This window comes from Pseudomonas nunensis (assembly GCF_024296925.1).
Lineage (GTDB): Bacteria > Pseudomonadota > Gammaproteobacteria > Pseudomonadales > Pseudomonadaceae > Aquipseudomonas > Aquipseudomonas nunensis.
On sequence record NZ_CP101125.1, the window covers coordinates 4,243,227 to 4,268,694 of the forward strand.

The 25,468-nt window shown below is 57.2% G+C and carries 24 protein-coding genes and 4 tRNA genes; 12 read left to right on the forward strand and 16 right to left on the reverse strand.

The genetic code is table 11. From position 1 onward, the window contains the following. The first annotated feature begins 27 nt into the window (after positions 1-27). The 5 genes from NK667_RS18450 (at position 28) to NK667_RS18470 (ending at position 4,217) form a co-directional block, all read left to right on the forward strand. Positions 28-834 carry an alkaline phosphatase family protein gene (locus tag NK667_RS18450; protein WP_054615683.1) on the forward strand — a complete coding sequence of 269 codons (807 nt, stop codon included), beginning with the start codon at positions 28-30 and terminating at the stop codon, positions 832-834. Continuing rightward, the gene (locus NK667_RS18455) at positions 831-1,676 is read left to right on the forward strand and encodes an ABC transporter permease (protein ID WP_054049591.1); all 846 of its coding nucleotides are present in this window, start codon (positions 831-833) and stop codon (positions 1,674-1,676) included. The genes NK667_RS18450 and NK667_RS18455 overlap by 4 nt, the downstream gene beginning before the upstream one ends. Continuing rightward, positions 1,663-2,463, forward strand: a complete 801-nt coding sequence (locus NK667_RS18460; protein WP_054049589.1) for an ABC transporter permease — start codon at positions 1,663-1,665, stop codon at positions 2,461-2,463. Before NK667_RS18455 ends, NK667_RS18460 begins: the two co-directional genes overlap by 14 nt. Next, entirely contained in the window at positions 2,460-3,449 is a 990-nt protein-coding gene (locus tag NK667_RS18465) for an ABC transporter ATP-binding protein (protein ID WP_054049587.1), read from the forward strand. Before NK667_RS18460 ends, NK667_RS18465 begins: the two co-directional genes overlap by 4 nt. Before the next feature lie 114 nt (positions 3,450-3,563). Continuing rightward, the gene (locus NK667_RS18470; protein ID WP_054049585.1) at positions 3,564-4,217 is read left to right on the forward strand and encodes an HAD family hydrolase; all 654 of its coding nucleotides are present in this window, start codon (positions 3,564-3,566) and stop codon (positions 4,215-4,217) included. 153 nt (positions 4,218-4,370) lie between these two features. Here the strand turns inward: NK667_RS18470 and NK667_RS18475 are convergent, their stop codons facing one another. After that, positions 4,371-5,333 carry a zinc-binding dehydrogenase gene (locus NK667_RS18475; RefSeq protein ID WP_054615684.1) on the reverse strand — a complete coding sequence of 321 codons (963 nt, stop codon included), beginning with the start codon at positions 5,331-5,333 and terminating at the stop codon, positions 4,371-4,373. Positions 5,334-5,473: 140 nt separating this feature from the next. Between NK667_RS18475 and NK667_RS18480 the strand changes: the two genes are divergently transcribed. Both NK667_RS18480 and NK667_RS18485 read left to right on the forward strand, forming a co-directional pair. Then, on the forward strand, positions 5,474-7,555 hold the full coding sequence (locus tag NK667_RS18480; protein WP_177331462.1) for a carboxy terminal-processing peptidase: 2,082 nt from the start codon (positions 5,474-5,476) through the stop codon (positions 7,553-7,555). Between the two features lie 135 nt (positions 7,556-7,690). Beyond that, a complete protein-coding gene (locus NK667_RS18485; RefSeq protein ID WP_054615686.1) occupies positions 7,691-9,481 on the forward strand; it encodes a bifunctional diguanylate cyclase/phosphodiesterase in 1,791 nt (596 codons plus the stop codon). Positions 9,482-9,749: 268 nt separating this feature from the next. Here the strand turns inward: NK667_RS18485 and NK667_RS18490 are convergent, their stop codons facing one another. Both NK667_RS18490 and NK667_RS18495 read right to left on the reverse strand, forming a co-directional pair. After that, positions 9,750-10,073, reverse strand: a complete 324-nt coding sequence (locus NK667_RS18490; RefSeq protein WP_054615687.1) for a hypothetical protein — start codon at positions 10,071-10,073, stop codon at positions 9,750-9,752. 467 nt (positions 10,074-10,540) lie between these two features. Further along, complete coding sequence (locus NK667_RS18495; RefSeq protein WP_054615688.1) at positions 10,541-11,644, reverse strand: CHAT domain-containing protein; 1,104 nt, start codon at positions 11,642-11,644, stop codon at positions 10,541-10,543. 107 nt (positions 11,645-11,751) lie between these two features. Between NK667_RS18495 and NK667_RS18500 the strand changes: the two genes are divergently transcribed. Continuing rightward, on the forward strand, positions 11,752-12,246 hold the full coding sequence (locus NK667_RS18500) for a hypothetical protein (RefSeq protein ID WP_054615689.1): 495 nt from the start codon (positions 11,752-11,754) through the stop codon (positions 12,244-12,246). A 216-nt stretch (positions 12,247-12,462) separates the two neighbouring features. Beyond that, the gene (locus NK667_RS18505) at positions 12,463-13,131 is read left to right on the forward strand and encodes a hypothetical protein (RefSeq protein WP_054615690.1); all 669 of its coding nucleotides are present in this window, start codon (positions 12,463-12,465) and stop codon (positions 13,129-13,131) included. A 348-nt stretch (positions 13,132-13,479) separates the two neighbouring features. Here NK667_RS18505 and NK667_RS18510 read toward each other — a convergent pair whose 3' ends face one another. The 9 genes from NK667_RS18510 to NK667_RS18550 form a co-directional block, all read right to left on the reverse strand. Next, positions 13,480-13,917: a hypothetical protein gene (locus NK667_RS18510; RefSeq protein WP_330220019.1), complete on the reverse strand. Its 438-nt coding sequence runs from the start codon at positions 13,915-13,917 to the stop codon at positions 13,480-13,482. Continuing rightward, the gene (locus tag NK667_RS18515) at positions 13,898-14,539 is read right to left on the reverse strand and encodes a DUF6036 family nucleotidyltransferase (protein ID WP_063869697.1); all 642 of its coding nucleotides are present in this window, start codon (positions 14,537-14,539) and stop codon (positions 13,898-13,900) included. The genes NK667_RS18510 and NK667_RS18515 overlap by 20 nt, the downstream gene beginning before the upstream one ends. Before the next feature lie 326 nt (positions 14,540-14,865). Continuing rightward, positions 14,866-15,900 (reverse strand): alpha/beta hydrolase family protein, encoded by a 1,035-nt coding sequence (locus tag NK667_RS18520; RefSeq protein ID WP_054615691.1) that lies wholly within the window; start codon positions 15,898-15,900, stop codon positions 14,866-14,868. Between the two features lie 76 nt (positions 15,901-15,976). Next, on the reverse strand, positions 15,977-17,521 hold the full coding sequence (locus tag NK667_RS18525) for a class I SAM-dependent methyltransferase (protein WP_054615692.1): 1,545 nt from the start codon (positions 17,519-17,521) through the stop codon (positions 15,977-15,979). Positions 17,522-17,668: 147 nt separating this feature from the next. Beyond that, positions 17,669-18,076, reverse strand: a complete 408-nt coding sequence (locus NK667_RS18530) for an SEL1-like repeat protein (protein WP_054049564.1) — start codon at positions 18,074-18,076, stop codon at positions 17,669-17,671. Further along, complete coding sequence (locus tag NK667_RS18535; protein ID WP_003223109.1) at positions 18,077-18,448, reverse strand: hypothetical protein; 372 nt, start codon at positions 18,446-18,448, stop codon at positions 18,077-18,079. Further along, positions 18,445-18,786: a helix-turn-helix domain-containing protein gene (locus tag NK667_RS18540; RefSeq protein ID WP_054616298.1), complete on the reverse strand. Its 342-nt coding sequence runs from the start codon at positions 18,784-18,786 to the stop codon at positions 18,445-18,447. The genes NK667_RS18535 and NK667_RS18540 overlap by 4 nt, the downstream gene beginning before the upstream one ends. 104 nt (positions 18,787-18,890) lie before the next feature. Continuing rightward, entirely contained in the window at positions 18,891-19,355 is a 465-nt protein-coding gene (locus tag NK667_RS18545) for a YkvA family protein (protein WP_054049560.1), read from the reverse strand. 296 nt (positions 19,356-19,651) lie between these two features. Then, positions 19,652-20,365: a BamJ family beta-barrel-assembly machinery protein gene (locus tag NK667_RS18550; RefSeq protein ID WP_054615693.1), complete on the reverse strand. Its 714-nt coding sequence runs from the start codon at positions 20,363-20,365 to the stop codon at positions 19,652-19,654. 271 nt (positions 20,366-20,636) lie between these two features. Between NK667_RS18550 and NK667_RS18555 the strand changes: the two genes are divergently transcribed. Both NK667_RS18555 and NK667_RS18560 read left to right on the forward strand, forming a co-directional pair. Continuing rightward, positions 20,637-22,445 (forward strand): di-heme-cytochrome C peroxidase, encoded by a 1,809-nt coding sequence (locus NK667_RS18555; RefSeq protein WP_054616299.1) that lies wholly within the window; start codon positions 20,637-20,639, stop codon positions 22,443-22,445. A 28-nt stretch (positions 22,446-22,473) separates the two neighbouring features. Then, positions 22,474-23,610 (forward strand): catalase family protein, encoded by a 1,137-nt coding sequence (locus NK667_RS18560; protein ID WP_054615694.1) that lies wholly within the window; start codon positions 22,474-22,476, stop codon positions 23,608-23,610. A 214-nt stretch (positions 23,611-23,824) separates the two neighbouring features. On the opposite strand, the gene NK667_RS18565 is transcribed toward NK667_RS18560, so the two are convergent. The 4 genes from NK667_RS18565 to NK667_RS18580 form a co-directional block, all read right to left on the reverse strand. Then, positions 23,825-23,901, reverse strand: a tRNA-Asp gene (locus NK667_RS18565). A 14-nt stretch (positions 23,902-23,915) separates the two neighbouring features. Next, positions 23,916-23,991, reverse strand: a tRNA-Val gene (locus tag NK667_RS18570). A 199-nt stretch (positions 23,992-24,190) separates the two neighbouring features. Next, a tRNA-Asp gene (locus NK667_RS18575) sits at positions 24,191-24,267 on the reverse strand. Positions 24,268-24,286: 19 nt separating this feature from the next. Beyond that, positions 24,287-24,362: transfer RNA gene (locus NK667_RS18580), tRNA-Val, on the reverse strand. A 159-nt stretch (positions 24,363-24,521) separates the two neighbouring features. Between NK667_RS18580 and rdgC the strand changes: the two genes are divergently transcribed. Then, a complete protein-coding gene (gene rdgC / locus NK667_RS18585) occupies positions 24,522-25,442 on the forward strand; it encodes a recombination-associated protein RdgC (protein WP_054049554.1) in 921 nt (306 codons plus the stop codon). Positions 25,443-25,468: the final 26 nt, after the last annotated feature.

Below are 25,468 nucleotides of genomic sequence, written 5' to 3' on the forward strand. Positions count from 1 at the left end.
TTACTGTTTTGCGGAGTCATCGCCCCTATGAAGCACAACGTCATCCTTGTCGTGCTCGACGGTCTCAACTACGAGGTCGCGCGCCACGCCATGGGGCACCTGCAGGCTTACGTTGGCGCAGGACGCGCGGCGCTCTACAAACTGGAATGCGAACTGCCGGCCCTGTCCCGACCGCTGTATGAATGCATCCTGACCGGTGTTGCGCCGATCGACAGTGGCATCGTCCACAACGGCGTCTCGCGCCTGTCCAACCAGCGCAGCATCTACCACTACGCCACCGACGCCGGCCTGACCACCGCCGCCGCGGCCTATCACTGGGTCAGCGAGTTGTACAACCGCTCGCCGTTCGTGGCGGCCCGGGATCGCCACACCAACGACCCGACATTGCCGATCCAGCACGGACACTTCTACTGGAGCGATCACTACCCCGATTCGCACCTGTTCGCCGACGCGGAAAACCTGCGCCTGCGGCATGCACCAAACTTTCTGTTGATCCACCCCATGAACATCGACGACGCCGGGCACAAGCACGGCCTCGACACCCCGCAATACCGCAACAGCGCGCGCTTCGCCGACATTTACCTCGCGGATTACCTGCAAGGCTGGCTCGACGCCGGTTACCAGGTGCTTGTGACCGCCGACCACGGCATGAACAACGACCGCTCGCATAACGGCCTGTTGCCGGAAGAACGCGAAGTGCCGCTGTTCGTCCTCGGCGACGCCTTCAGTTTCAACGCCGGCGCCACGCCGAAACAGACCGAAATCTGCGGCACCGTCTGCGAACTGCTGGGTGTGGCCCACGACAAACCTGTGTGCCGGGAGCTGCTCAAGTGAATTCCATCTCTCGCGGCAAATGGTTGGCAGCCTTATGCCTGGTGCCCTTCGCACTGTTCTTTATAGTGTTCGAAATCGCCCCGCTGGTCTGGGTGATGATCAACAGCCTGCAATCCGAAGAGTTCGGTTGGGGCGTCGAAAACTTCACCAAGATCTTCAGTTCGAAGTTCTATTTGCAGGCGATTCAGTACAGCCTGGAGATCAGTTTCTGGTCCAGCGTGTTCGGGATCATCATCGCGGTGCTCGGCGCCTACTCCCTGCGCCGGGTCGACTCGAAACTGCGCAACTTCGTGAATGCTTTCGCCAACATGACCAGCAACTTTGCCGGCGTGCCGTTGGCCTTCGCCTTCATCATTCTGCTGGGCTTCAACGGCAGCTTCACGATCATGCTGAAACAGGCCGGGATCATTCAGGATTTCAACCTGTACTCGAAAACCGGGCTGATCATTCTCTACACCTACTTCCAGATTCCTTTGGGCGTGCTGCTGCTCTACCCGGCCTTCGATGCATTGCGTGAAGACTGGCGCGAGTCCGCCGAACTGCTCGGCGCCAACGGCTGGCAGTTCTGGCGGCACATCGGTTTGCCGGTGTTGACCCCGGCGCTGCTCGGCACCTTCGTGATCCTGCTGGCCAACGCCCTCGGCGCCTACGCCACGGTCTACGCCCTGACCACCGGCAATTTCAACGTGCTGCCAATCCGCATCGCGGCAATGGTGTCCGGCGATATTTCTCTCGATCCGAACCTGGCCAGTGCGCTGGCCGTGGTGTTGGTGGCGTTGATGACCCTGGTGACCATCGTGCATCAGCTGCTGTTGAAGAGGAGCTACCATGTCTCGCGCTGAATTAGGGCCGGTCGGTGTCTACCACCGGGTCGTGGTGTATTTGCTGTTCGCCATTCTGTTGCTGCCGCTGGCCGGGACGCTGATCTACTCGATCGCCAGCAGTTGGTCGGCGACGATTCTGCCCAGCGGCTTTACCTTCAAATGGTACGTGCAACTGTGGAGCGATCCGCGCTTTCTGCATGCGTTCGGGCAGTCATTGCTGGTGTGTGTCGGCGCGCTGATTCTGTCGGTGGTGCTGATTCTGCCGCTGCTGTTTGTGGTGCATTACCACTTCCCGAAACTCGATGCGCTGATGAACATCCTGATCCTGCTGCCCTTCGCGGTGCCGCCGGTGGTGTCGTCGGTGGGGCTGCTGCAACTCTACGGTTCCGGGCCGTTTGCGATGGTCGGCACGCCGTGGATCCTGATCGGTTGCTACTTCACCGTGGCGCTGCCGTTCATGTACCGGGCGATCACCAACAACCTGCAAGCGATCAACCTGCGCGACCTGATGGACGCCGCCCAACTGCTCGGTGCCAGCACCTTTCAAGCGGCGTTCCTGGTGGTGCTGCCGAACCTGCGCAAGGGCTTGATGGTGGCGTTGCTGCTGTCGTTCTCGTTCCTGTTCGGCGAGTTCGTATTCGCCAACATCCTGGTTGGCACGCGCTACGAAACCTTGCAGGTCTACCTCAACAACATGCGTAACAGCAGCGGCCATTTCACCAGTGCGCTGGTGATTTCCTACTTCTTCTTTGTGCTGGTTCTGACCTGGGCGGCCAATATCTTGAACAAGGACAAAAGCGAATGAGCTATGTCAGCGTCCAACACCTGCAAAAAAACTACGCAGGCACCACGGTGTTCAGCGACATCAACTGCGAAATCCAGAAGGGCGAATTCGTCACCCTCCTCGGCCCGTCCGGTTGCGGCAAGTCCACGCTGCTGCGCTGCATTGCCGGGCTGACTTCGGTGGATGGCGGCAAGATCCTGCTCGATGGCGTCGATATCGTGCCATTGAGCCCGCAGAAACGCGGGATCGGCATGGTGTTCCAGAGCTACGCGCTGTTCCCGAACATGACCGTGGAGCAGAACGTCGCCTTCGGTTTGCGCATGCAGAAGGTCAACGCCGACGACAGCCAGAAGCGCGTCGCAGAAGTGTTGAAACTGGTGGAGCTGAACGACTTCGCTGGCCGCTATCCGCATCAAATGTCCGGTGGCCAATGCCAGCGTGTGGCTTTGGCCCGCTCGCTGGTCACCCGCCCACGCTTGTTGCTGCTGGATGAGCCGTTGTCGGCCCTGGACGCACGGATTCGCAAGCACCTGCGCGAACAGATCCGTGCGATCCAGCGCGAACTCGGCCTGACCACGATCTTCGTCACACACGATCAGGAAGAAGCCCTGACCATGTCTGATCGCATTTTCCTGATGAATCAGGGAAAGATCGTACAAAGCGGCGATGCTGAAACCCTCTACACCGCGCCGGTGGATGTGTTCGCCGCCGGTTTCATCGGCAACTACAACCTGCTGGACGCCGACGCCGCCTCGAAGCTGCTGCAACGGCCGATCACTCATCGCATTGCGATTCGCCCGGAAGCCATCGAACTGAGTCTCAACGGCGAACTCGACGCGCAGATCCGCAGCCACAGCCTGTTGGGCAACGTGATTCGCTATCGGGTCGAGGCCCGTGGCGTGGAATTGGTGGTGGATGTGCTCAACCGCTCGGCGGCCGATCTGCACCCCGATGGTCAGCGTCTGGCGCTTTCCATCGATCCGACGGCCCTGTGTGAAGTAGCTTGAAAGCAGCGGCAAGCTACAAGCCGCAAGCTTCAAGTTGTAGACTGCTGACCACCTCAATTCACTCTTGCAGCTTCAGGCTTGGAGCTTGAAGCTGTTCTCGAAGAGAACCCACTGATGGCTTTGGCAATTTTTGATCTGGACGAAACCCTGATCCACGGCGACTGCGCCACCCTCTGGAGCGAACAGATGGGCCGGCTGGGTTGGGTCGATCCCGAGTCGTTCATGCGGCAGAACAACGAACTGATGGACGCCTACAGCCACGGCAAGCTGCGGATGGAGGATTACATGACCTTCAGCCTGGAGCCGATGATCGGGCGCACGCCGGAAGAGGTCGATCACCTGGTCGGCCCGTGGGTGGAAGATTTCATTGAGCCGATAATCTTCAGCGACGCCACCAAAACCATCGCCGCCCATCGCAAGGCTGGGGATCGAATTCTGGTGATTTCAGCGTCGGGCACGCACCTGGTGCGGCCGATTGCCGATCGTCTGGGCATCGACGAGATCCTCGGCATCGAACTGGAAGTGGCGCATGGGGTTTATAGCGGGCACACGGTCGGCACCCTGACCTACCGCGAAGGCAAGATCACCCGGTTGCTGGAATGGCTGGATGCGGAAGAGGAAAACCTCGAAGGCGCGAGCTTCTATTCGGATTCACGCAACGACTTGCCGTTGTTGCTGAAAGTGGATTTCCCGCACGTAGTGAACCCGGATCCGGTGTTGCTGGAGCACGCCCAGAAGGCCGGCTGGCCGATCCACCTCTGGAAATAACACATAACCCATGTGGGAGCGGGCTTGCTCGCGAAGAGGCCGTGTCAGTCGCTATCAATATTGACTGACACACCGCCTTCGCGAGCAAGCCCGCTCCCACAGGGATTGCGCTGAACCTGTGGGAGCGAGCTTGCTCGCGATGCTTTTAAAGCCTCAAACCAGACTCTCGTCGATCACCAACACCAACTTCCCCGCCACCGTATTACTCGCCAACTCCGCAAACGCCGCTTCGGCATCCTTGATCTTGAACGTCTTGGCCAATTGCGGCTTCAACCGCCCTTCCGCAAACAACGGCCACACATGCTGGCTCAGATCACTGAACACATCCGCCTTGAACTGATCATCACGGCTGCGCAACGTCGAGCCCAGCAGTTGCACACGCTTGCCCAACACCTGCGCCAGATCCAGCTTCGCCTCACGGCCGCCCATCAAACCGATCAGCACCCAGCGACCATCCAGCGCCGTCAACTTGAGATTCAGCGCGGCGTAATTACCGCCCACCGGATCCAGGATCACATCGAACGGCCCCAGATCGCTCAAGCTCTCCACATCCCCGGTGCGCACCACCCCGCCCTGGGCTCCCAGAGCTTCACAGTAGGCCAAACGCTCGGCAGACCCGACGCTCACCCAGCACGGGTTGCCGAACGCCTTGCACAACTGAATGGCGGCTGAACCGATTCCACTTGCCCCGGCGTGCAGCAGAACTTTCTCACCGGGTTTGAGGCCGGCCAGATGAAATAAATTTAACCAAACAGTCGCATACACTTCGGGCAACGCTGCCGCCTCGGCCAGCGACAAACCTTCGGGCACCGGCAGCACATGCCGTCCGTCGACAACCACTTCTTCGGCCATCCCGCCCCCGGCCAGCAAGGCGCAAACCCGGTCTCCCACCTGCCAGGACGAGCCCGCGCCGACCTCGCTGATCACCCCCGAACACTCTAGACCGAGCACCTGACTGGCTCCCGGCGGGGGCGGATAAAGGCCCGCCTTCTGTAACAAATCCGCGCGATTGAGACCCGCTGCCGCCACTCGAATGCGAACTTGTCCTACATCACAGGTAGGACTCGGCTCTTCAACCCACTCCACTTGACCGTCAACGCCTTGCAATGCTTTCACAGTGCCTCCATAGTGAGTCTGGACTGAGCCCGTAGCGGTAGCGCCGGGCTTTCTTGCATTATGTGACCGGCCCTTTGTGGAACCGGCGACTTCAAAGACGGCCTAATATGCGTGATCAATTGTCCCCGCGTCGAATCAGCATGAAGCAACTGTTTCCCAGCACCGCCCTAGCCCTATTTATTGGTATCGGCCTTTTGCCGATGTCGAGCAATTCGTTTGCAGCCAATAGCTGGGACAACCTTCAGCCTGATCGTGACGAAGTTATCGCCAGCCTGAACGTCGTCGAGCTGCTCAAGCGCCACCACTACAGCAAGCCGCCGCTCGATGATGCGCGCTCCGTGATCATCTACGACAGCTACCTCAAGCTGCTGGATCCATCGCGCAGCTACTTCATGGCCAGCGACATTGCCGAATTCGACAAGTGGAAAACCCAGTTTGACGACTTCCTCAAAAGCGGCGACCTGAACGCCGGGTTCACCATCTACAAGCGCTACCTGGACCGCGTCAAAGCGCGTCTGGACTTCGCCCTTGCAGAGCTGAACAAAGGCGTCGACAAGATCGACTTCACCACCAAGGAAACCTTGCTGATCGATCGCAAGGATGCCCCGTGGCTCAAGTCCACCGCCGAACTCGACGACCTGTGGCGCAAACGCGTCAAGGACGAAGTCTTGCGGATGAAGATCGCCGGCAAGGATTCCAAGCAGATCCAGGAAACCCTGACCAAGCGCTACAAGAATCAGTTGTCGCGTCTGGACCAGACCCGTCCGGAAGATATCTTCCAGGCGTACATCAACACCTTCGCCATGTCCTACGACCCGCACACCAACTATCTGTCGCCGGATAACGCGGAAAACTTCGACATCAACATGAGCCTGTCCCTCGAGGGCATCGGCGCTGTGTTGCAGAGCGATAACGATCAAGTGAAAGTCGTGCGTCTGGTGCCTGCTGGCCCGGCCGACAAGACCAAAATGGTGGCCCCGGCCGACAAGATCATCGGCGTGGCCCAGGCCAACAAAGAGATGGTCGACGTGGTCGGCTGGCGTCTGGACGAAGTGGTCAAGCTGATCCGTGGGCCGAAAGGCACCGTGGTGCGCCTGGAAGTGATTCCGGCCAGCAATGCGCCAAACGACCAGACCAGCAAAATCGTGCCGATCACCCGTGAAGCGGTGAAGCTTGAAGATCAGGCTGTGAAAAAGTCGGTCCTCAACCTGAAACAGGACGGCAAGGACTACAAGCTCGGCGTCATCGAGATCCCGGCCTTCTACCTGGACTTCAAGGCATTCCGTGCTGGCGATCCGGACTACAAGAGCACCACTCGCGACGTCAAGAAACTGCTGACCGAGTTGCAGAAAGACAAAGTTGACGGCGTGGTCATCGACTTGCGTAACAACGGTGGCGGTTCCTTGCAGGAAGCCACCGAGCTGACCAGTCTGTTCATCGACAAAGGTCCGACCGTACTCGTGCGTAACGCCGATGGCCGGGTCGATGTGCTGGAAGATGAAAACCCGGGCGCGTTCTACAAAGGCCCGATGGCGTTGCTGGTCAACCGCTTGTCCGCCTCGGCTTCGGAGATCTTCGCCGGCGCCATGCAGGACTATCACCGCGCACTGATCATCGGCGGCCAGACCTTCGGTAAAGGCACCGTGCAGACCATTCAGCCGCTGAACCATGGCGAACTGAAACTGACCCTGGCCAAGTTCTACCGGGTTTCCGGCCAGAGCACCCAGCATCAGGGCGTACTGCCGGATGTGGATTTCCCGTCGATCATCGACACCAAGGAAATCGGCGAAAGTGCCCTGCCGGAAGCCATGCCGTGGGACACCATCAAGGCCTCGATCAAACCGGCGACCGACCCGTTCAAGCCGTACATCGCCGAGCTCAAATCCGAGCACGACGTACGTTCGGCCAAAGACGCGGAGTTCGTGTTCATCCGCGACAAGCTGGCGCTGGCCCAGAAGCTGATGGAAGAAAAAACCGTCAGCCTCAACGAAGCCGATCGTCGCAAGCAACATGCCGACATCGAAGCCAAGCAACTGGTCATGGAAAACATCCGTCGCAAAGCCAAGGGCGAAGAACCGCTCAAAGAGCTGAAGAAAGAAGACGAAGATGCTATCGCGGCCGAGCCGGACAAAATCAAACCGGAAGACGATGCCTACCTGAGCGAAACCGGGCGGGTGTTGCTGGATTACCTGAAACTGAGTAACCAGGTAGCCAAGCACTAAGATGATGGCAATTTAATGCTGACGCTCTCCGGAGCGTCATCAAACAGTCATCATTCTGTCGTGAAATACAGGACTGGGAGCGCCTCTTGAATCAAGAGTCCGCTCCCAGTCCTTTTTTTATCGCCAGAGAACGCCATGACCACGACCGAACAGCTGAGTGCCTTGAGTTCAATACTGGCTCAAAGCGGTTTGCACAGTCTGTTCCAGCCGATCATCTCCCTCTCTGAACGACGAATCGTCGGCTACGAAGCCCTCAGCCGTGGCCCCTCCAACAGCCCACTGCACTCCCCCATCGCCCTGTTCGCCGTGGCCCGTCAGGCCGGGCGCCTCAGCGAACTAGAAATCGCCTGCCGCCAAAGCGCCTGCCGCCGATTTAATGAACAGCAACTGCCGGGCAAGTTGTTCCTTAACGTATCGCCGGAATCCCTGCTCGAAACCTCGCACCAACCGGGCCGCACCCTGCAACTGCTACAGGACTTCGGCATCCCGCCAAGTCAGGTGGTGATCGAACTCACCGAACAAACCCCGACCGATGATTTCCAACTCCTGCAAAACGCCCTGCATCACTACCGGGCGATGGGGTTTTCGATTGCACTGGACGACCTCGGCGCGGGCTATTCGAGTTTGCGGCTGTGGTCCGAACTACGGCCGGACTACGTCAAAATTGATCGGCACTTTATCGACGGCATCCACCAGGACGCGCTAAAACGCGAATTCGTCGGCTCGATCCTGCAAATAGCCAAAGCCTCACGCGCGCTAGTGATCGCCGAAGGCATCGAACTGCCGGAAGAACTCGCGATACTCACGGAAATGGGCGTCGACCTGGTGCAAGGCTATCTGCTCTGCCGCCCCCAGGAACATCCGCCACGGGATGCACGGGCGCTGATGCCCAAACAGGAAAGCACCGTGGTGGCGCTGAACGACGAAGGCAGCGACCTCAGCGCCCTGCTCAACGACCAACCCGCCGTGGCCCGCGACACCCCGACCGCGACCGTACTCGAAGCCTTCCGCCGCCAAGCCAACCTGAACTCCCTGGCGGTGCTCGACGAACAAGGCCAACCGTGCGGCATCGTCCACCGCCACTCGCTCTCCGACGCCCTGCTCAAGCCCTTCGCCACCGACCTCTTCGCCCGCAAACCCATCAGCCGCCTGATGAACGACGACTTCCTCGCCGTCGAAATGAGCCAGTCCCTGCAACAAGTCAGCCGCCTCATCACCAGCCGCGCCCGACAACGCATCGAAGAAGACTTCATCATCACCCTCAACGGCAGCTACCTCGGGCTCGGCCGCGTCATCGACGTCCTCAAACTGATCACCGAACTGAAAATCCAACAAGCCCGCTACGCCAACCCGCTCACCCTGCTCCCCGGCAACGTCCCCATCCAGCAATGCCTGACCCGCCTGCTACAACAAGCGCGGGAATCAGTGATCTGCTACGTCGACATCGACAGCTTCAAACCCTTTAACGATATCTATGGATATGGCCGTGGGGATGAAGTCCTACTGTGCTTGGCGCAGTGTCTGAATGACCGCGTAGATCCATCCCGCGACTTCGTAGGACATATCGGTGGGGATGACTTTTTGCTGGTGCTTGGGCCGGAGGATTGGCGCAAACGTTTGAACCAGTTGCTGGATGATTTTCATAGCCAGTGCCGACGGTTCTATCGCGCTGAACATCTTGAGGCGGGGTGCTTCATCGCGCCGAATCGCCAGGGCGTAAGGCAGGAATTTCCACTGCTTTCACTGTCCATCGGCGTGGTGCATCTGCACCCCGAGGCCTGTGGACAACTCGATGCAAGCCAGTTGGCAGAGATGGCGTCACAAGCCAAACATCACGCGAAGAACGTGCCGGGGTATAGCGTGCATGTGATTGATAGCCTTGCGGTGCCGGCGACAGAAAACACACTAATCGCCGGCCATCGCTGATCGCTACAAAACCCTCAGCCACCCCAAACTTCTGTGGCGAGGGAGCTTGCTCCCGCTGGGCTGCGCAGCAGACCCAAAACCTCGCAGCAAACCCAAAACCCTGAGGCAAACCCCAAACCCCGTGGCGAGGGGGCTTGCCCCCGTTCGACTGCGAAGCAGTCGCCAACCCACACTCCGCGATGCACCTGAAAAACCCGGATTGCAGGTTTCGGGGCCGCTCCGCAGCCCAACGGGGGCAAGCCCCCTCGCCACACATCAACGCCAGCCGCTACTCCGAAGGCATCGCCCGCAACCGCCGCCCCAACACACCCAACACATCACACCCATCCCGCAACGGAATGGCACACAGCAACGCAAAGTCACTGAGGATGAAGGACTCACACTCAATCGACCCACGCATGGACATATTCTCCAGCACCTGAGTTACCGCGCGAATTCGATAATTGGCAGCGTCATACAAAACATCAAGCGGCGCATGGGTATCGACGAACAAGGTCGGCATGTCATCGCAATTGCTGGTGAGCGCCATGAAGCGGCTTTTGGGATAGGGAGTTGGTTTTTCGTAGGGTGGGTCGGGGTGAAGTGTTGGCATTTTTAGAACTCCAGGAAAAATAGGAGCTGCCAGATGCCTTCCTACAGGCATGGGTGGCAGCCATACGCGGGGTAGGAATATCGAGCCCCAGAGACACTCGACCACACCGAAGCGTGCCCGCGCACAGCCGCCGCGACGGATTTTACGGATGCAATTCAGCAGCCGCAAATCAGAAGGCGACACTAATGCAGTCTTTGGGAGATTGAAGGGTTCCTACACCCTGTCACTGACTATGCAGCGACCACCAAAGCCTACCGATTGAACCCAACGCGCACCAGTTCACCAAAACCGCCGCGACGTGAAGGAAATTTCCGAAGACCTTGCCCAGAAATTTCGTTCACCAAAGCAAACGCCGAGGAAGGTTGCTTGAAGCCTAGCCTGATTTAAACAATCACCGGGTGACCACTTTCAACCCTGAAGTGGTCCTTGGTTAAATCGCCTGCTTCGCATCGAAAACGCTTTATTGGTTAAATCGAAGGAGGGCGAACAAGTATTAGTAAATTTTCGTCCAGATCATCCTGCAGGTAGAGCTCAGGGATGTCTTCCTCTCCAGGCACTTCCATAGACACCAACGCTTTGGCTTGCTGAAAAGCCTTTGGTATGGACAGTCCAAATCCAATCGCTGAATAGAACTGTGCAGAGAAGACGCGGGCGGGCAAATCGCCAACATCCCTGTTCATGCCGATAGTTGCAGGAACATGCTTTAGGCAGCCCTGAGCCTGATTGAACGAAAAACACGTATTGAAAAATACTAGTTTCACGCTTTCGGCTCCGAGAGCCATGGCACTAACAATGGCTTCCTTCGTGACATGCTTTTCCATCCCTTGATCATCCTGCAACACAAGCATGTCGGCATCAGTGCCATGACCGCTAAAATGTACGATGCTTGGTTGGAGTTCGTTAATAGCCTGAAGCACGTCCCTTGGTCTAACTGCCCAGCGAGTATGAAAGACTACTGAGTCTCGGTGCTCGGACGCTCGAATACGCTCACCTATTAGACGGGCCTCTTCATCAAGAGCTAACTTGGTTACAGAGTTGCTGCCCGGATCCGCAGCAAAAAATACTACTGTGATTGTTTCTGGAAGAGCTTTCAGGCGCCCAATCTCAATAGCCGTCTGAGCGTGGAGGCTTTCGTGTCTAGATAAACCTGCCCCCAAATTCTGCATCCTCCGATCCTGTTCCCGCGCAGTGCGTTGTTGATCGGCCAAAAGCTTCTTCTCTTCTTTCATGCGCTTGGTTTGAGCAGCGTCCAACCGCTTGCGTTCTTTCGCCACTTCATCGTCGAGACGACGCTGGGCAGTGACAATCTTGTTTTGTTCATCGGCAATTTTCTTCTCGATCTTGCCAACTTCGATCTGAGCTTTAGCTTGCTCGTCTGCATAGCGGACTGCCTCTTTCTGTTTCGAAATTGCTGTCGAAACTGAAGATGCTCGAGCGGCAGAGGCCACGGCATCTGAACTTCGCTTACCGGCTTTCGCAGCCGCTTCGACCTTCTTAGATTTATCGCCTTGGAGTTTGGCGATGTTCTTCTGGATGCTTGCCACTTGGTTGCGATACTGATCGACGCTCAAGATAAATCCCTTTTTGGCAATAGTGCGAAATGGCTACTATACCCCGATCCACTCAGGAGTAGGATGTCGACTCCTGCAAACCACTTTGGACGAGATTGCACCTCACAATGGACGAAACCATTTCATATTTGAAAGACCGCTTTAAGGAAGAGCAAGCTCGCTTTGATCAGATCGAAAATAAAAGCGCCAAATTTTTCACCGCAGTGTCTATCCTGATTGCGGGGCTAAGCGCATTGGCTAGCATGAAGAATGGAGTTCTTTTCCAGCTCCGCTCTCCCCTTTCGGTCATCACTTTTTTAGCATTTGCTATAGCCGCAGCGGCCATAGCGTGTGCATGGGCACACGCTTTAAGCTCACTGAGCATTAAGGCCTATCCTAACCTTCCCTCAAATCGAGAAACAGCAGAGTATCTAAAGGCAGTGGACGAAGAAGGTTACCAAGTACATCTGTACAACTGCTACACCGACACGCTTGAGCTACTTAAGGCGTCGATCGATGAAAAATCCAAACCGCTGAGCCTCGCTTATGGAGAGATTACTATCGCAGCAGGTGCCTTCGCGCTGCTTGTTGTATTCATTATCATCAGGGAGTTAACCGCATGACAGATGAGCAGAAACCGAAGAGCAGTGAGCAGACCCGAACACCGCCACCGCCTCCCACCACTGAGTACCAACGACGATCCAAGGAGCCTCCGCTTAGCCAGCAAGATCGAACTGAGAGGCGGTGATATTTGAGCGAAAAGGTGGCGGATTTATTTCCCCTCCTTTTTTGAAATCAAATCCGTCTCCTTTTTCCTACTTTCAATCGAAAGGATTCAAATGACATTAACAACTGCTCAATGGACGGCAATTATTGCGGCATGCGGCGTCGCAGCACAGTTCCTTATTGCCTATCTGGGTCGACGCCAGATCATGAAGCAACTTGATCTTCAGCATTTGGTCTCCCATCGCACAACGGCGTCTTTCATTGCGGACAAACGCCAGAAGTGGATCGATGAACTGCGCACAGATATGGCATTTCATCTGGCCCTTTCGCAGGAGATCGTCTGGAAATGGGACGGTATGCGTGACCGAGCGGCAATCCGAATTCAGAAGGAAGCCACAGACGCGGCTGGGAAAACCAACCAAACGAAGGCTAATCAAATTTTGCAGAATGCTGCCGATGCCTTCTCGCCAGAGAACGGTGCACGCGACCGCGAACATCAAGAACGACATATCCGGATCATGTTCCGGCTCAATCCAAATAAAGACTTACACATAAAGCTTCGCAAGTGCCTTTATGCTATCCGTACCGCGCTGAATAATACCCAAAGTGCAAACACCGTGGCCGAAACAAAGACGCTGCTTGAAGAAACGATTCGCTTGGTTAGCGAAGCTCAGGGCTACACAGAAGCTATACTTAAGGCCGAGTGGCAACGACTGAAGCAGGAGGTTGCCTATCCTGAGACGCTAATGGCGACGATCCCTAAGCCCGAGCCGAAAAAGTAACGGGAGTTCGTTTGTGGAGGCTCAGCACGAATGATTCTGACTGCATACGAGATCTCCGGAGATCGGAGGGGTCGCTTGAGAAGGGGCGTAGCACCTAAGTAAAGGTTACTGAGGCGAGGTACATGGCTGCATCAGATAAATAAGCCAATGATTCGCTTTCTTAGAGATTAATTCTACGAATAGTTTCGTTATGATCAGGGTACCCTACAGGCAGGCCTGAGGCGCTTAGCGCCTCAGGCGCTTGGAGCTGAAGTTGTTCCTACCCTGATCTTTGACCCCGTCAATCTTTATATTGCAGATACAAAAACCGGCCAAGAATGACCGGTTTATTAATGAACATTCTACCGCTCAAGCCAGATGCATTTGTCTCTGGGTGGCTTCGAAATGCCTCGTCTGATAAGGCATCAATGCCTGAACCTTCAGGCCCAAACCCTTTTCAAGCCCCCAAGATAGTGCTAGACGGTCAACACGACCTTTCGCAACGACATCATTCTGCTTGTGAAAAACAACAAGATTTAACGCACGATTAGCCTCAGAAACTCGAGAGTCTGTAGCGCAGGTAAATTGGGTCAAACGCTCAAACAGATACCCTGCACGCCTAACCTCAACATCGCTACGGTGCTTACGTAAAAACGAATTCAATGCAGTTTCAAGGTTAGCAGTCGAATACCAAAACGCACGAGCAACTCGCACCAAGACAGCGTCATCCGCTTGATCGAGGGGTTGCTTCGCCAGTCGTTCCAATTCAGTCGAGAGGACGGTGGCGCTATGGCGCTTCGTCATCATCGTTAGTCTCCAGATAATCCGCAATAATGCGCTTGAGGATTGAGTATGGTGGTTCCTTGTTGCCAACGTACACATCAATAGCTTGTAAAGCCAGTCGATTCAGATCTGTGGTCAAGATTAGCCCCATCCGTAGCAGCTTTTCAATATCTTCGATGTCTTGATCGGTAGCGCGCCCGAGCTTTGAGATAGCCAAATCCAATGGGGCAGCAATCCAAATGTGAATTGGAGAGGCTTCGTCAAATTCTTCAAGACGAATCGCACGTTCGAGATAATCCTCATGCAACGGCCCAAGCGTCGTGTTGAAGGTAAGATCATAGTTCAAGGCTAGAGTTCGCCCTGTAGGATCGATGAACGACTCTGGTGTCGCCCCCAGGCTTTCAATGAGTTCAGCCTTGCTCAGAGAGCGATCACAATGAAAAATTTCGCCGTCAATATCCACTGAAACACGGTGATGGGTATACAGGTGTACCGCGACACCGCCAAAGATAATGATTTTCACTGACCCTGACGGGTACCCGTCAAGCTCCTCCTGGACGCCTTTGAACATTGCCACGACTGCCTGTCCGAGCGGCTTGCTGGTATCAACGATGGCGGGAAGCACATCTGGAACTTCTACGGGCATAGGGTCCCCTCCCTGGAGGTACCAATTGAGCTTCATACGAGGACTGACATTGCAAATCAGTGACTCGTGTACTGATGTGGAACGACAGTAACTGAATAGACGCAGGCTTCATAGACACTATGAGCATGGACTATTAGTCATTCGACCTTTACCACCAGCGCCAGCTTTTGGCCGATTGCTGCCGGTCCTAAATGGCCTCAATCAGTCCAAAGCGTCATCCCAAGCAGCTGAACCAACAAGCTTCACTTGGCGCGACAGCGATTCCGGCGACAACCTTGGTGTCCACCGGCAATACCTAAATGCTAACCGTAAATAAAATAGTTCTTTTAGTTGCGGAGTGCCCCCACCAAAAACTCCGCAATCAACGACGTAACCTGCTCCTGAATCACCTCCCGCGCTCTCCCACCCTCCCCATCCCCACAAATAATCCCATCCCCAGGCACATCCTCCTCAAGCATCGCCACCGCCCCAGGCTTACACACCGCCATAAAACTAAAATGACTAGCATCACTAATCTCAACATAACGCTTCAACGCTTGCGGCAAACGCTTAACCAAGTCAGCAGACTCCAACTCAGCAGGAAGCTCTTCAGACGGCACCCCCGCCGCAATCACCAACGTAGGAACCGGCAACTTAGCAAGACTTTCATCAGTCATCCCACGCGACAACCCCAAGTCCAATGAAACAACGGCTGTAACGCGTTTATCGCGCAGATCGGCGGATAGCCGCGCCTTCGATTCCGGAGTGCTTGCGGGGTTCATCGCTTGGTAGGCGGTACAACTGGCCAACTTCGAATGGTCAATGCAGTCCTTGGCAAACCGATCAGGATCAAACCGCGCCCCGGCGATTTCCATAACGGTCCAGCCGCCGAGTGAATGCCCCACAGCCGCAATTCGATCCTTCGCAACCACACCAAATTTTTCCGGCTGAGCCGTGACTGCGTCGATAGCTCGACTGAGGTCAGCAGGTCGTTGCCATAGTTGTGCGGCGGCTTGGGGGTTGCGGTCTCGGCTGGTGGTGCCGGGGTGGTTGACTGCCGCGACGATGTAACCCTTGTGGGCGAGTGCGCTGGCCAGCCATGTCTGGTTGATCCAACTACCGCCGTTACCGTGGGAGATCACCACTAATGGGTGTTCGCCGGCAGTCGGTGGTGCGTTGGGCACGGCGAGGGCGCCGACGAATACGGGGTTGTCGCCGAACAGTTGCGGGGCGGCGGTGCTTGCGGTGGGGTACCAGACGACCATCTCCACCGGCCGCTGGTTTTGCGGGTCTGGCAGCGTGGAGGCTTGGAAGCCGACGGAGTGAGCGAGTGCGCTGGTGGTCAGGCCTATCAATAACAGGGCGCAGAAAGCTGTTTTCACTGTTTTATCTTCCTTGATTGGATTTAACTCATTAACACCTGACATCCGCTGTCAGGTGCATCAATGACTCTGCGGGTTAAAGGATGCCCAACGCCTTGAGTATCACCAGCGATTTCCCGGCAAACGCTTCAGCCTGTTCGGTCAGTTCGGCAATATTTTCTTCAGCCGTGGTCAGCGCGTTACCATCCTTGAGCAGACCTTCGCCTTGGTCGCTGATGATGCTCCAAGCCAGTTGCGCCCATTCCGCCGGGTGTTTTTTGCCTTGTTTGATCGATATCAGGAACAGCTGCTGGAAGCGGCTGACCGGCACGCCGCCACCCGTTACCGGGCTGGCCAGGACCTGGATTTTATTGCTGAGCAGCGAGCGTTTGCAGAGCTGCAAGTTGAGGGTGCTGCAGCGTGCCTGTACCAGCTTCTCGGCCGCTTCGCTCTGGCACGGTGCCGCTACGTTCATCCCTACCAGTACGGTGATGGCCTGCACCAGATCGTCGTAAGACATCGAGGGCACGGCCCCTGATAACTGGCGCAACGTCTTGGGCATATAGCCGCTGGCCGCCAGCGCTTCGAGTACGGGGCCATATACTTCTGCCTGTAGCGACGCTTCGCCTGCTGGCCCCTTGACGGTATCGGAGACACTGTCTGCCGCCTGCAGCAGGACAAAACGTGTATTGAACATGCCTTGGCGCTGTTCCGAAGCGGACAGTCGGTTGGCACCGCGCACGTACACATCTCGACGGAAATTCTGATTGACGAAGTAGTCACGCGCTTGTTCGCGCACGATCGGATGATCGATGCCCTCCAGAAAGTCCATGCCTTCCGCACTCAAGTTGAGCGGATCGACCGTATCCAGTGGCACGGCCGTCGTGGCGAAGTCGAGTTTGGCCGGGGCCAGGGCTTCGACCACGTCGGTGAAGTACATGCAGTTCCAGTCGCGGTTGAAGTATTCGTGGGCGACGTACTGCCGATCCTGGCCTTTGATGCTCTGCAGCTTGGCGTTCAGGTTCGGGGCCGAGGCGGCGTAATTAGGGTTGGCCGCCAGCAGCGCTTCGGAGAATTGCAATGCGGCGTCTATACGCTGGTCCGGGCTTTCGGAACGGTTTGTCCCAAAGCGGTCGTGCAGGCTGAACAGATGACGCAATGGCGCCAAAGGCGACCAGCCGGGGAAGCAGTTGTAGCTGATGTACAGCAGACCACCAGGCTTGAGGTGACGACGGGCGAATTCGACGATCAATTTCTGGTTGTCGCGACTGACCCACGTCCAGATGCCGTGCAGACTGATGCTGTCGAATTGCGGCAAATCATGCCGGGCCAGCAGTTGCTCGAAGCTGTCGTCATACAGTTGCGCATCGCTGCCCCAGGCAGTCGCAAGCGCATTGGCATGAGCCGCCTGGCCCGGATGGAAGTCAGTGCCTACCCAGGACCCTGGATTGGCTGCGGCATGGATATTGATCGAGACGCCCTGCCCGAAGCCCAACTCGCAGTGATAGCCCTCGGTTGTCTCCAGGCTGGCAAAACCACGCAACAACAAGCAATAGCGCAGGAAGACTGGATTGATTTCACGGCTGTAGCTGTAGGTGTAGCCTTCGTCGGTGAAATACCCTTCATTCCAGGCATTGCTCATGCTCGTATCCTTTTACTTCGAGAGAGAAAGTTTGCCTTTATAAGGGGTAGTCATTGCGTGCGACAAGCGTAAAGACGCGTGCGGGTATTTTTCGTGGACGATCGTAGGATTCATCCCGCAACGTCTGCTTATTGAACAATCGGCGGATCACTGCGAATCGCTATCGCTCGGCAACCCTTTCAATTTGATCTCCGCCAACGGATGCCCAGCCTTCAACGCAATTCGCCAAAACCGCGCCGCTTCCACCGGGTCCGGCGCTTTGCTCGGCGTGCCTGCCAAACTGATCACGCCAATCTGATACGCCGCTTTGCCATCCCCCGCCAACGCCGCCAGGCGCAGCAATCGCACGCCTTCCTCGCGGGCGCCAAGGCCAACGCCGCGAAAGGTCAGGATGTGGCCGTAGAAGCTTTGCGCGCCGACGTCGCCGAGGTTGGCCATGCGGGCGAATTGGCCTTCGAGCCATTTCCAGCCTCGGGGCTGTCGCACGAACCATGACCAGTGAAACAGCCTACGGGCCAGTCGGTAACCGGCCCACGCCTTGAGTCGTAAAAACACTCAGGCCTCCGCGGATTCGGGGTACTCGTATTCGAACACCCGCACCACTTCCGAGGCGTGCCACGAAGCAGCGGCGACACCGTCGGAGGGGCCGGAGAAGCGTCCCAGGCGTTCGACGCATTCAAAGAAGCCGGTGCGCGGCAGGCGGCTGGCGCCCTGGCTGATCACCAGTGAGCTGCGCAGGGGCTGCTCGGCTTTGGCGTCGAGTGCGGCGAGATGTTCAAGGGCAGCGGTGAGGGTTTGCATGGCCGGTGTGGGCAATTGCAAACGCTCGAGCAGTGCTCGGTAGGTCAGTAGATGGCGCTGGCGGCGCGCCTGGTCCAACTCGCCCAATAACCCGTCCCAATGTTGACGACTGATGCGTACGCTCACGATTCATCCCTCCACCCTGGCACCGTCAATTCCCAGGCCAGGCTGCGGCGAATCGCAGCGTCGGGTAGACGCTCGCCACTTTCGATCAAGGCCAGATAAGACGGGCTGATGCCTACCGTGCGGGCGAGCGCCTCAATGGCGATGCCCTTCCCTTCGCGCAAACTGCGGAGTTGATCCAGACCCGGAAGAATCTGGTCTGGTGTTGCCGTCGGGCGCTCTGGAGCGGCCTGCGGCGGTTGTGGATCGATGCCTGCTGCTTTCAGTAGAGCCTGATACTGAGCCCATGGCAAAACCGCATATTCGGGCTCGCCTTCGCGTGTGATTATCTGAATATCCATGACTTCCCCGTAGGACAACGACACTTAGCGAGTCGGCACTTTTCCCTTGAAGTGTAATCCTAACAGCGGCCAAGGTCGCGGGGGCATCAATCTATGGACGAAACTCAATCAATCCGGTCTTTTTTTGGCGCTTGGAGCTGAAGTTGTTCCGGGGTATCGGGCAGTCGTTCGACCACCGCGAGCTTCTCCGGCAACTGCCGATTGCGCCAGGCGCGGAAGGCGTTGAGTTCGTCGTCGAGGGTTTTCATCACCCAGGCCAGCACGGCGATGTCGTCGAGCATGCCGAACACGGGGATAAAATCCGGGATGGCGTCGAGTGGACTGAGGAAGTACATCAGGCCAGCCACGACGGTCAGGATCGATTTGCGGCTGATGGCCCGGTACTCGCCACGCCAGTAGGCCAGGCACAGGGCCTGCAACAGGCGCAGGTCGTCCTTGAGTTTGCCTAGGCGACCACCTTCGCTGGCGCCTTTGCTGGCCACGGCGAACAGCAGGGTCGGCAGGCGACCCCGGGCGAGAAGGCGTCCGGCCAATGGCAGGAAACGAGCGAAATTCCAGGGTGCTTTCATCTTTTCCTCCCGCTGAAATGTTATCCACACAAATTGTGGATAACCTTGTGAACAGAGCTGCATTTCACGGCTGAGAGCCCCGTTTTATAAGGGCTCAACTCAGATCGGGCGTTTTTTACTCACATAAAAAAACCCAAGATTTCATTGACTTGGCGGTCCGGTGCGGCTAGCCCAAGCGCTCACACTGGCTATGACTCCAGCCTACAGCATCCGTTCGCTTTCTTTGCGCTTTGCCAAATGCCAGATACAACAACGCCCCGCTTAATGCGAGGCGTTGTTTTTGTCGCAGACGTCGATTACTTGGCGGCGTCTTGTTTCGCTGGATCTTTGATTGCCAGCAGTTCCAGGTCGAATACCAGCACCGAGTTGGCCGGGATTGCCGGGCTTGGGCTTTGCGCGCCGTAAGCCAGGTCGCTAGGAATGTACAGCTTGTACTTCTCGCCGACGTGCATCAGTTGCAGGCCTTCGACCCAACCCGGGATCACACCGCTGACCGGCAGATCAATCGGGCTACCGCGATCAACCGAGCTGTCAAAGGTAGTGCCGTTGGTCAGCTTGCCGGTGTAATGAACAGTCACTACGTCGGTCGGCTTAGGCTGAGGGCCGTCGGCTTTTTTCACGACTTCATATTGCAGACCGGATGCAGTGGTCACTACACCGGCTTTCTTGGCGTTGTCTTCGAGGAATTTCTTGCCAGCGGCTGCCGACTCTTCGCTCATTTTCGCCATGCGTTCTTCTGCACGCTTTTGCAGTGCTGCGAAGGCCTCGACCAGTTCGTCGTCCTTCAGCTTTTGTTCTTTCTTGCCGACGGCATCTTCGATGCCTTGGGCTACGGCCTTGGAATCCAGATCATCCATGCCTTCCTGAGCCAGGCTCTTGCCCATGTTCAGGCCAATCCCGTAGGAAGCTTTTTGCGCCGGGGTTTTCAGCTCTACGCTGGTCTGCGAATCACAACCCGCAAGTACCAGGCTTACCAGGGCCACCGCCGCCGCCAACCGATGCTGTTTCATGCTATTTCCTTGTTCATGCGCCTAAAGGGCAATCGAATAAAGCCGCGAGCTTATCAGGCGGCCACGACCAATGGCTACCGGCATGAGAGCAGGATACTGCTGATAAGTTCAGGTCTTTTAAAGCATTTCGGGAATGAGCTGGATGAAGTTTCTGTCATCTTCTTCTTATAGACGTCGATGCCGGATCCCACAACATCTGGCGTAATGGCCACTTGCCGCCACCCATGGAGCTGAGGCATAAGAGAGCTAAAAATCGACAAGGATGTTTATCTTGCGCCTCTTATCCCGCTTGCTGGTTCTGACCGTTGTGCTGCTGGTGCTCGGGTTGGCCGTGGTTCTGTACTACATGGCCAATCCGAAGCTGCCTGACTACTCCCCCGCGCAACAGGTGCATTACCTGGAGCAGTGGAGCGCGGCTGATCGTCAGACTTACTACTTCACCCCCCAGGGCACCCAGGTCAAAGGCCTGCGTTACGACTGGTTCGAGGCGCTGGAACTGCCGTTCTCGCAGCAGCGATTCGCCGCCCCGGAATACCTCGCGCGCTTCGGTTTTCTGATCGATCCCGCGCAGAAAGCCACGCAGAACAACCCTGGCAACTTGCCCGTGGGTTTTGCCCGGCACCAGAATCCTGGCAGCCAGGAGCAATTCCTCGACATCACCTGTGCCGCTTGCCACACCGGCGAATTGCGCTTCAAAGGCCAAGCCGTGCGGATCGATGGCGGCACGGCGCAGCATGTGCTGCCGTCCAGCGTGCCGACCTTGCGCGGCGGCAGTTTCGGTCAGGCATTGGTCGCCAGTCTTGTGTCGACGTATTACAACCCGTGGAAATTCGAACGTTTCGCACGCAACGTGTTGGGCGCGGACTACGACGCCGGGCATCAAGCCCTACGCGAAAACTTCAAAAGTTCACTCGATACCTTTGTGAAAGTCGCGTGGAATGACACCCATCGCGGACTCTATCCGACCGAAGAAGGCCCCGGCCGCGCCGATGCGTTCGGACGCATCGCCAACGCCACGTTCGGCGATGCGATTTCCCCCGCCAACTACCGCGTGGCCAACGCTCCGGTGGATTATCCACAGCTGTGGGATATCTGGACGTTCGACTGGGTGCAGTGGAACGGTTCGGCGCAGCAACCGATGGCGCGCAATATCGGCGAAGCATTGGGTGTCGGCGCGACATTGAATTTCTTCGACGCCAACGGCCAGCCGCTGCAAGGCAATGCTCGCTACCCTTCGAGCGTGCGCGTGCGCGACCTGAATCTGATCGAAGAAACCCTGCAACGCCTCAAGCCGCCTGCCTGGCCGGAGGATGTGCTGGGCAGCATCGATAAACCCTTGGCCGCTCAAGGTCGCGCGTTGTTCGCCGAAAACTGCGCCGGTTGCCATGTGCCACGAGTGAAGCCCGTCGACGGACGCGAGGTGCAACAACTCAAACTGATTCCGGTCGCCGCGATCGGCACCGATCCTACCGCTGCAGACAATATCGCCAACCATCGCTTCGACCTGACGTCGCTGCAATGGGACCCGGCGGAGCTTGGGCAACTGGACGTGCAATTGCACCCCAAACCCACCGAGCCGTTGGACTTGAGCAAGCTCTCAGTGGCCAAGGGGCTCGCCTACGTCACGGCGTTCGTCGAGAACCGGGCGTACCGCGAGGCCGATGTCACGCCAGCAGAGCGACCGAAACTGGATGGTTTCGGCTTGCCGATCGGTGTTCAGGAGCTGCACGCCTATAAGGCCAGACCATTGGCCGGCGTGTGGGCCACGGCGCCGTTCCTGCACAACGGTTCGGTGCCGAGCATTTATCAGTTGCTCTCGCCTCAGGACGAGCGCGCGACCACTTTCTATAAAGGCAGCTTCGAGTACGACCCTCAACATCTCGGTTATCGCACCGAGGCCTTTAACAACGGCTTTGTGTTCGATACGCGCATCACTGGCAATCACAACAGCGGCCACGAGTTCCGCGCCGGTGAGCGTGGCAACGGCGTCATCGGCCGCTTGCTGCAACCGCAGGAACGCTGGGCGCTGCTGGAATACTTGAAAGTCCTGGGTGGTCCGTTGGAGGCGCAATTGCCATGAACCCTGTCTCCGTCAAAAGGATTTGCTCATGCTGATTACGCTTTGGCTGCGCCTCGGCGCCTTCCTCGGAAAACTCCTGCTTTGGCTGCTGGGCCTGGGCCTATTGGGTTGGGCATTGGCCACTGCGTGGTTTGCCTGGCAGCACAGTGGCGCGGTGTCCGCTGACGAGCAGATCCCGGCCGGTGAAGCGGCGATGACTCAGGACATCATCCAGACCGCCGTGCGCATCGTCGATCAACACCGTGAAAACACCCGCTATCTGCGCGATGCCCATGCCAAGGCGCATGGCTGTGTGAAGGCTGAGGTTCAGGTGCTGCCGGATCTGGCGGCGGAACTGCGTCAAGGTGTGTTCAGCGAACCGGGTAAAACCTGGCAAGCCACCGTGCGCCTGTCGAATGGCAACGCCTATCCGCAGTTCGACAGCATGCGCGATGCCCGGGGCATGGCGATCAAGTTGCTCGATGTGCCCGGCAAACCGTTGCTGGCCGATCAGGCGAATCGTCACGAGCAGGACTTCGTGATGTTCAGCCATCCGAATTTCTTTGTCAGCGATGTCGCCGAGTACCGTCAGAATGTGGCCGCGCAGGCTGACGGCAAATCGGTGATGGCGTTCTTTCCGGGTTGGGATCCGCGCACGTGGCAGGTGCGTCATTTGTTTATTGCCCTGGCGACGCTCTCCCCCGCCCCGGACAGTCCGACGCAGACTACGTACTTTTCGGTTTCGCCCTACAAGTTCGGGGAAGCCAATGCCAAATTTCGGGTGATGCCGGATCCAGGAAGCTGCCCGGCCTATAACCTGCCGAAGCAGAATCAGGACCTGCCGAACTTTCTGCGCAGTGCGCTGAATCAACAGTTATCCACAGATCGCGTGCCGGCGTGCTTCGTCCTGCAGATCCAGCGCCAGGATGCGAACAAGTACATGCCGATCGAGGACACGAGCATTGAATGGCGCGAGAGTGATGCGCCGTTCGAGACGGTCGCGAAGATCAACGTGCCGGCGCAGGATTTCGATACCCCGGCGCTGAATCTGCAATGCGATAACCAGTCGTTCAACCCGTGGTTTGGGCTGGAAGCGCATCGGCCGATTGGCGGGATTAATCGTCTGCGCAAAGCGGTGTATGAAGCGGTGAGCGATTACCGCCATAGCCGCAACGCCGAGCAATAACCCACAAATATGCACAACCCCTTGTGGGAGCGGGCTTGCTCGCGAAGGCGGTCTGTCAGCCAACATCTTCGGCGACTGACACACCGCTTTCGCGAGCAAGCCCGCTCCCACAGGGGAATCGCGGCAGTCAGTCAAATCCCAGACGACAAAAAGCCCGCATTAAGCGGGCGTTCTGTGTGGTGACCTGGCGTTCAGCGTTCCAGGTTACCGAATATGGCGCAGCGGACGGGACTCGAACCCGCGACCCCCGGCGTGACAGGCCGGTATTCTAACCGACTGAACTACCGCTGCGCGTAGCGTGAAAGTGGTGGGTGATGACGGGATCGAACCGCCGACATTCTGCTTGTAAGGCAGACGCTCTCCCAGCTGAGCTAATCACCCTTTACCTTCGTTGCGGGGCGCATTGTGCCACAGATTTTCATAAAGTGTTGATTTAATTGAATATTTTTTCAAATAAATCTGAAAACCGGTGAAACGACACGACCTGCGGGAACAACGTACAAACTTGAGGCAGAAAAAAACCCGCGTGAGCGGGCTTTTCCGTGGTGACCTGGCGTTCAGCATTCCAGGTTACCGAATATGGCGCAGCGGACGGGACTCGAACCCGCGACCCCCGGCGTGACAGGCCGGTATTCTAACCGACTGAACTACCGCTGCGCGTAACACTAAGAACGAATGGTGGGTGATGACGGGATCGAACCGCCGACATTCTGCTTGTAAGGCAGACGCTCTCCCAGCTGAGCTAATCACCCTTCGCTTCGGTGTGGCGCGCATTCTACGGAGCACCCTAACCTCTGGCAAGCACTTTTTTAATTAATTTTCTCAGGCCTTCCAAAGGCTTAGAGAAGGGTTGGCCTATGGCGCCGCGAAGAGAATAATGCCCCCCTTTGTATAAAGGAGAGACTCGCCCCATGTGGTTCAAAAACCTGCTTATCTATCGCCTGACCCAAGATCTGCCTTTTGATGCCGAGGCGTTGGAAACTGCACTGGCGACCAAACTGGCGCGTCCTTGTGCAAGCCAGGAGTTGACCACCTACGGTTTCGTCGCGCCATTCGGCAAGGGCGAAGATGCTCCGTTGGCCCACGTCAGCGGCGACTTCCTGCTGATCGCCGCCCGTAAAGAAGAACGCATTCTGCCGGGCAGCGTCGTGCGTGACGCGGTGAAGGAAAAGGTCGAAGAGATCGAAGCCACGCAAATGCGCAAGGTCTATAAGAAGGAGCGTGATCAGATCAAGGATGAAATCATCCTGGCTTTCCTGCCGCGCGCCTTTATCCGTCGCTCGTCGACTTTCGCCGCCATCGCGCCGAAACAAGGCCTGATCCTGGTCAACTCGGCCAGCCCGAAACGCGCCGAAGACCTGCTGTCGACCCTGCGTGAAGTAGTCGGCACGCTGCCGGTACGTCCGCTGACCGTGAAAATGGCCCCGACCGCCACCATGACCGACTGGGTCAAAACCCAGAAAGCCGCGGACGACTTCTTTGTACTGGACGAGTGCGAACTGCGCGACACCCACGAAGACGGCGGCATTGTGCGCTGCAAGCGTCAGGACCTGACCAGCGAAGAAATCCAGCTGCACCTGAGCACCGGCAAAGTGGTGACCCAGTTGTCCCTGGCCTGGCAGGACAAGTTGTCGTTCATGCTCGACGACAAAATGACCGTCAAGCGCCTGAAGTTCGAAGACTTGCTGCAGGATCAGGCGGAACAGGACGGCGGCGAAGAAGCCCTCGGCCAACTCGACGCCAGCTTCACCCTGATGATGCTGACCTTCGGCGACTTCCTGCCGGCGCTGGTTGAAGCGTTGGGTGGCGAAGAGACCCCACAAGGCATCTAAAGCCTGGTGATTAACCCTGTGGGAGC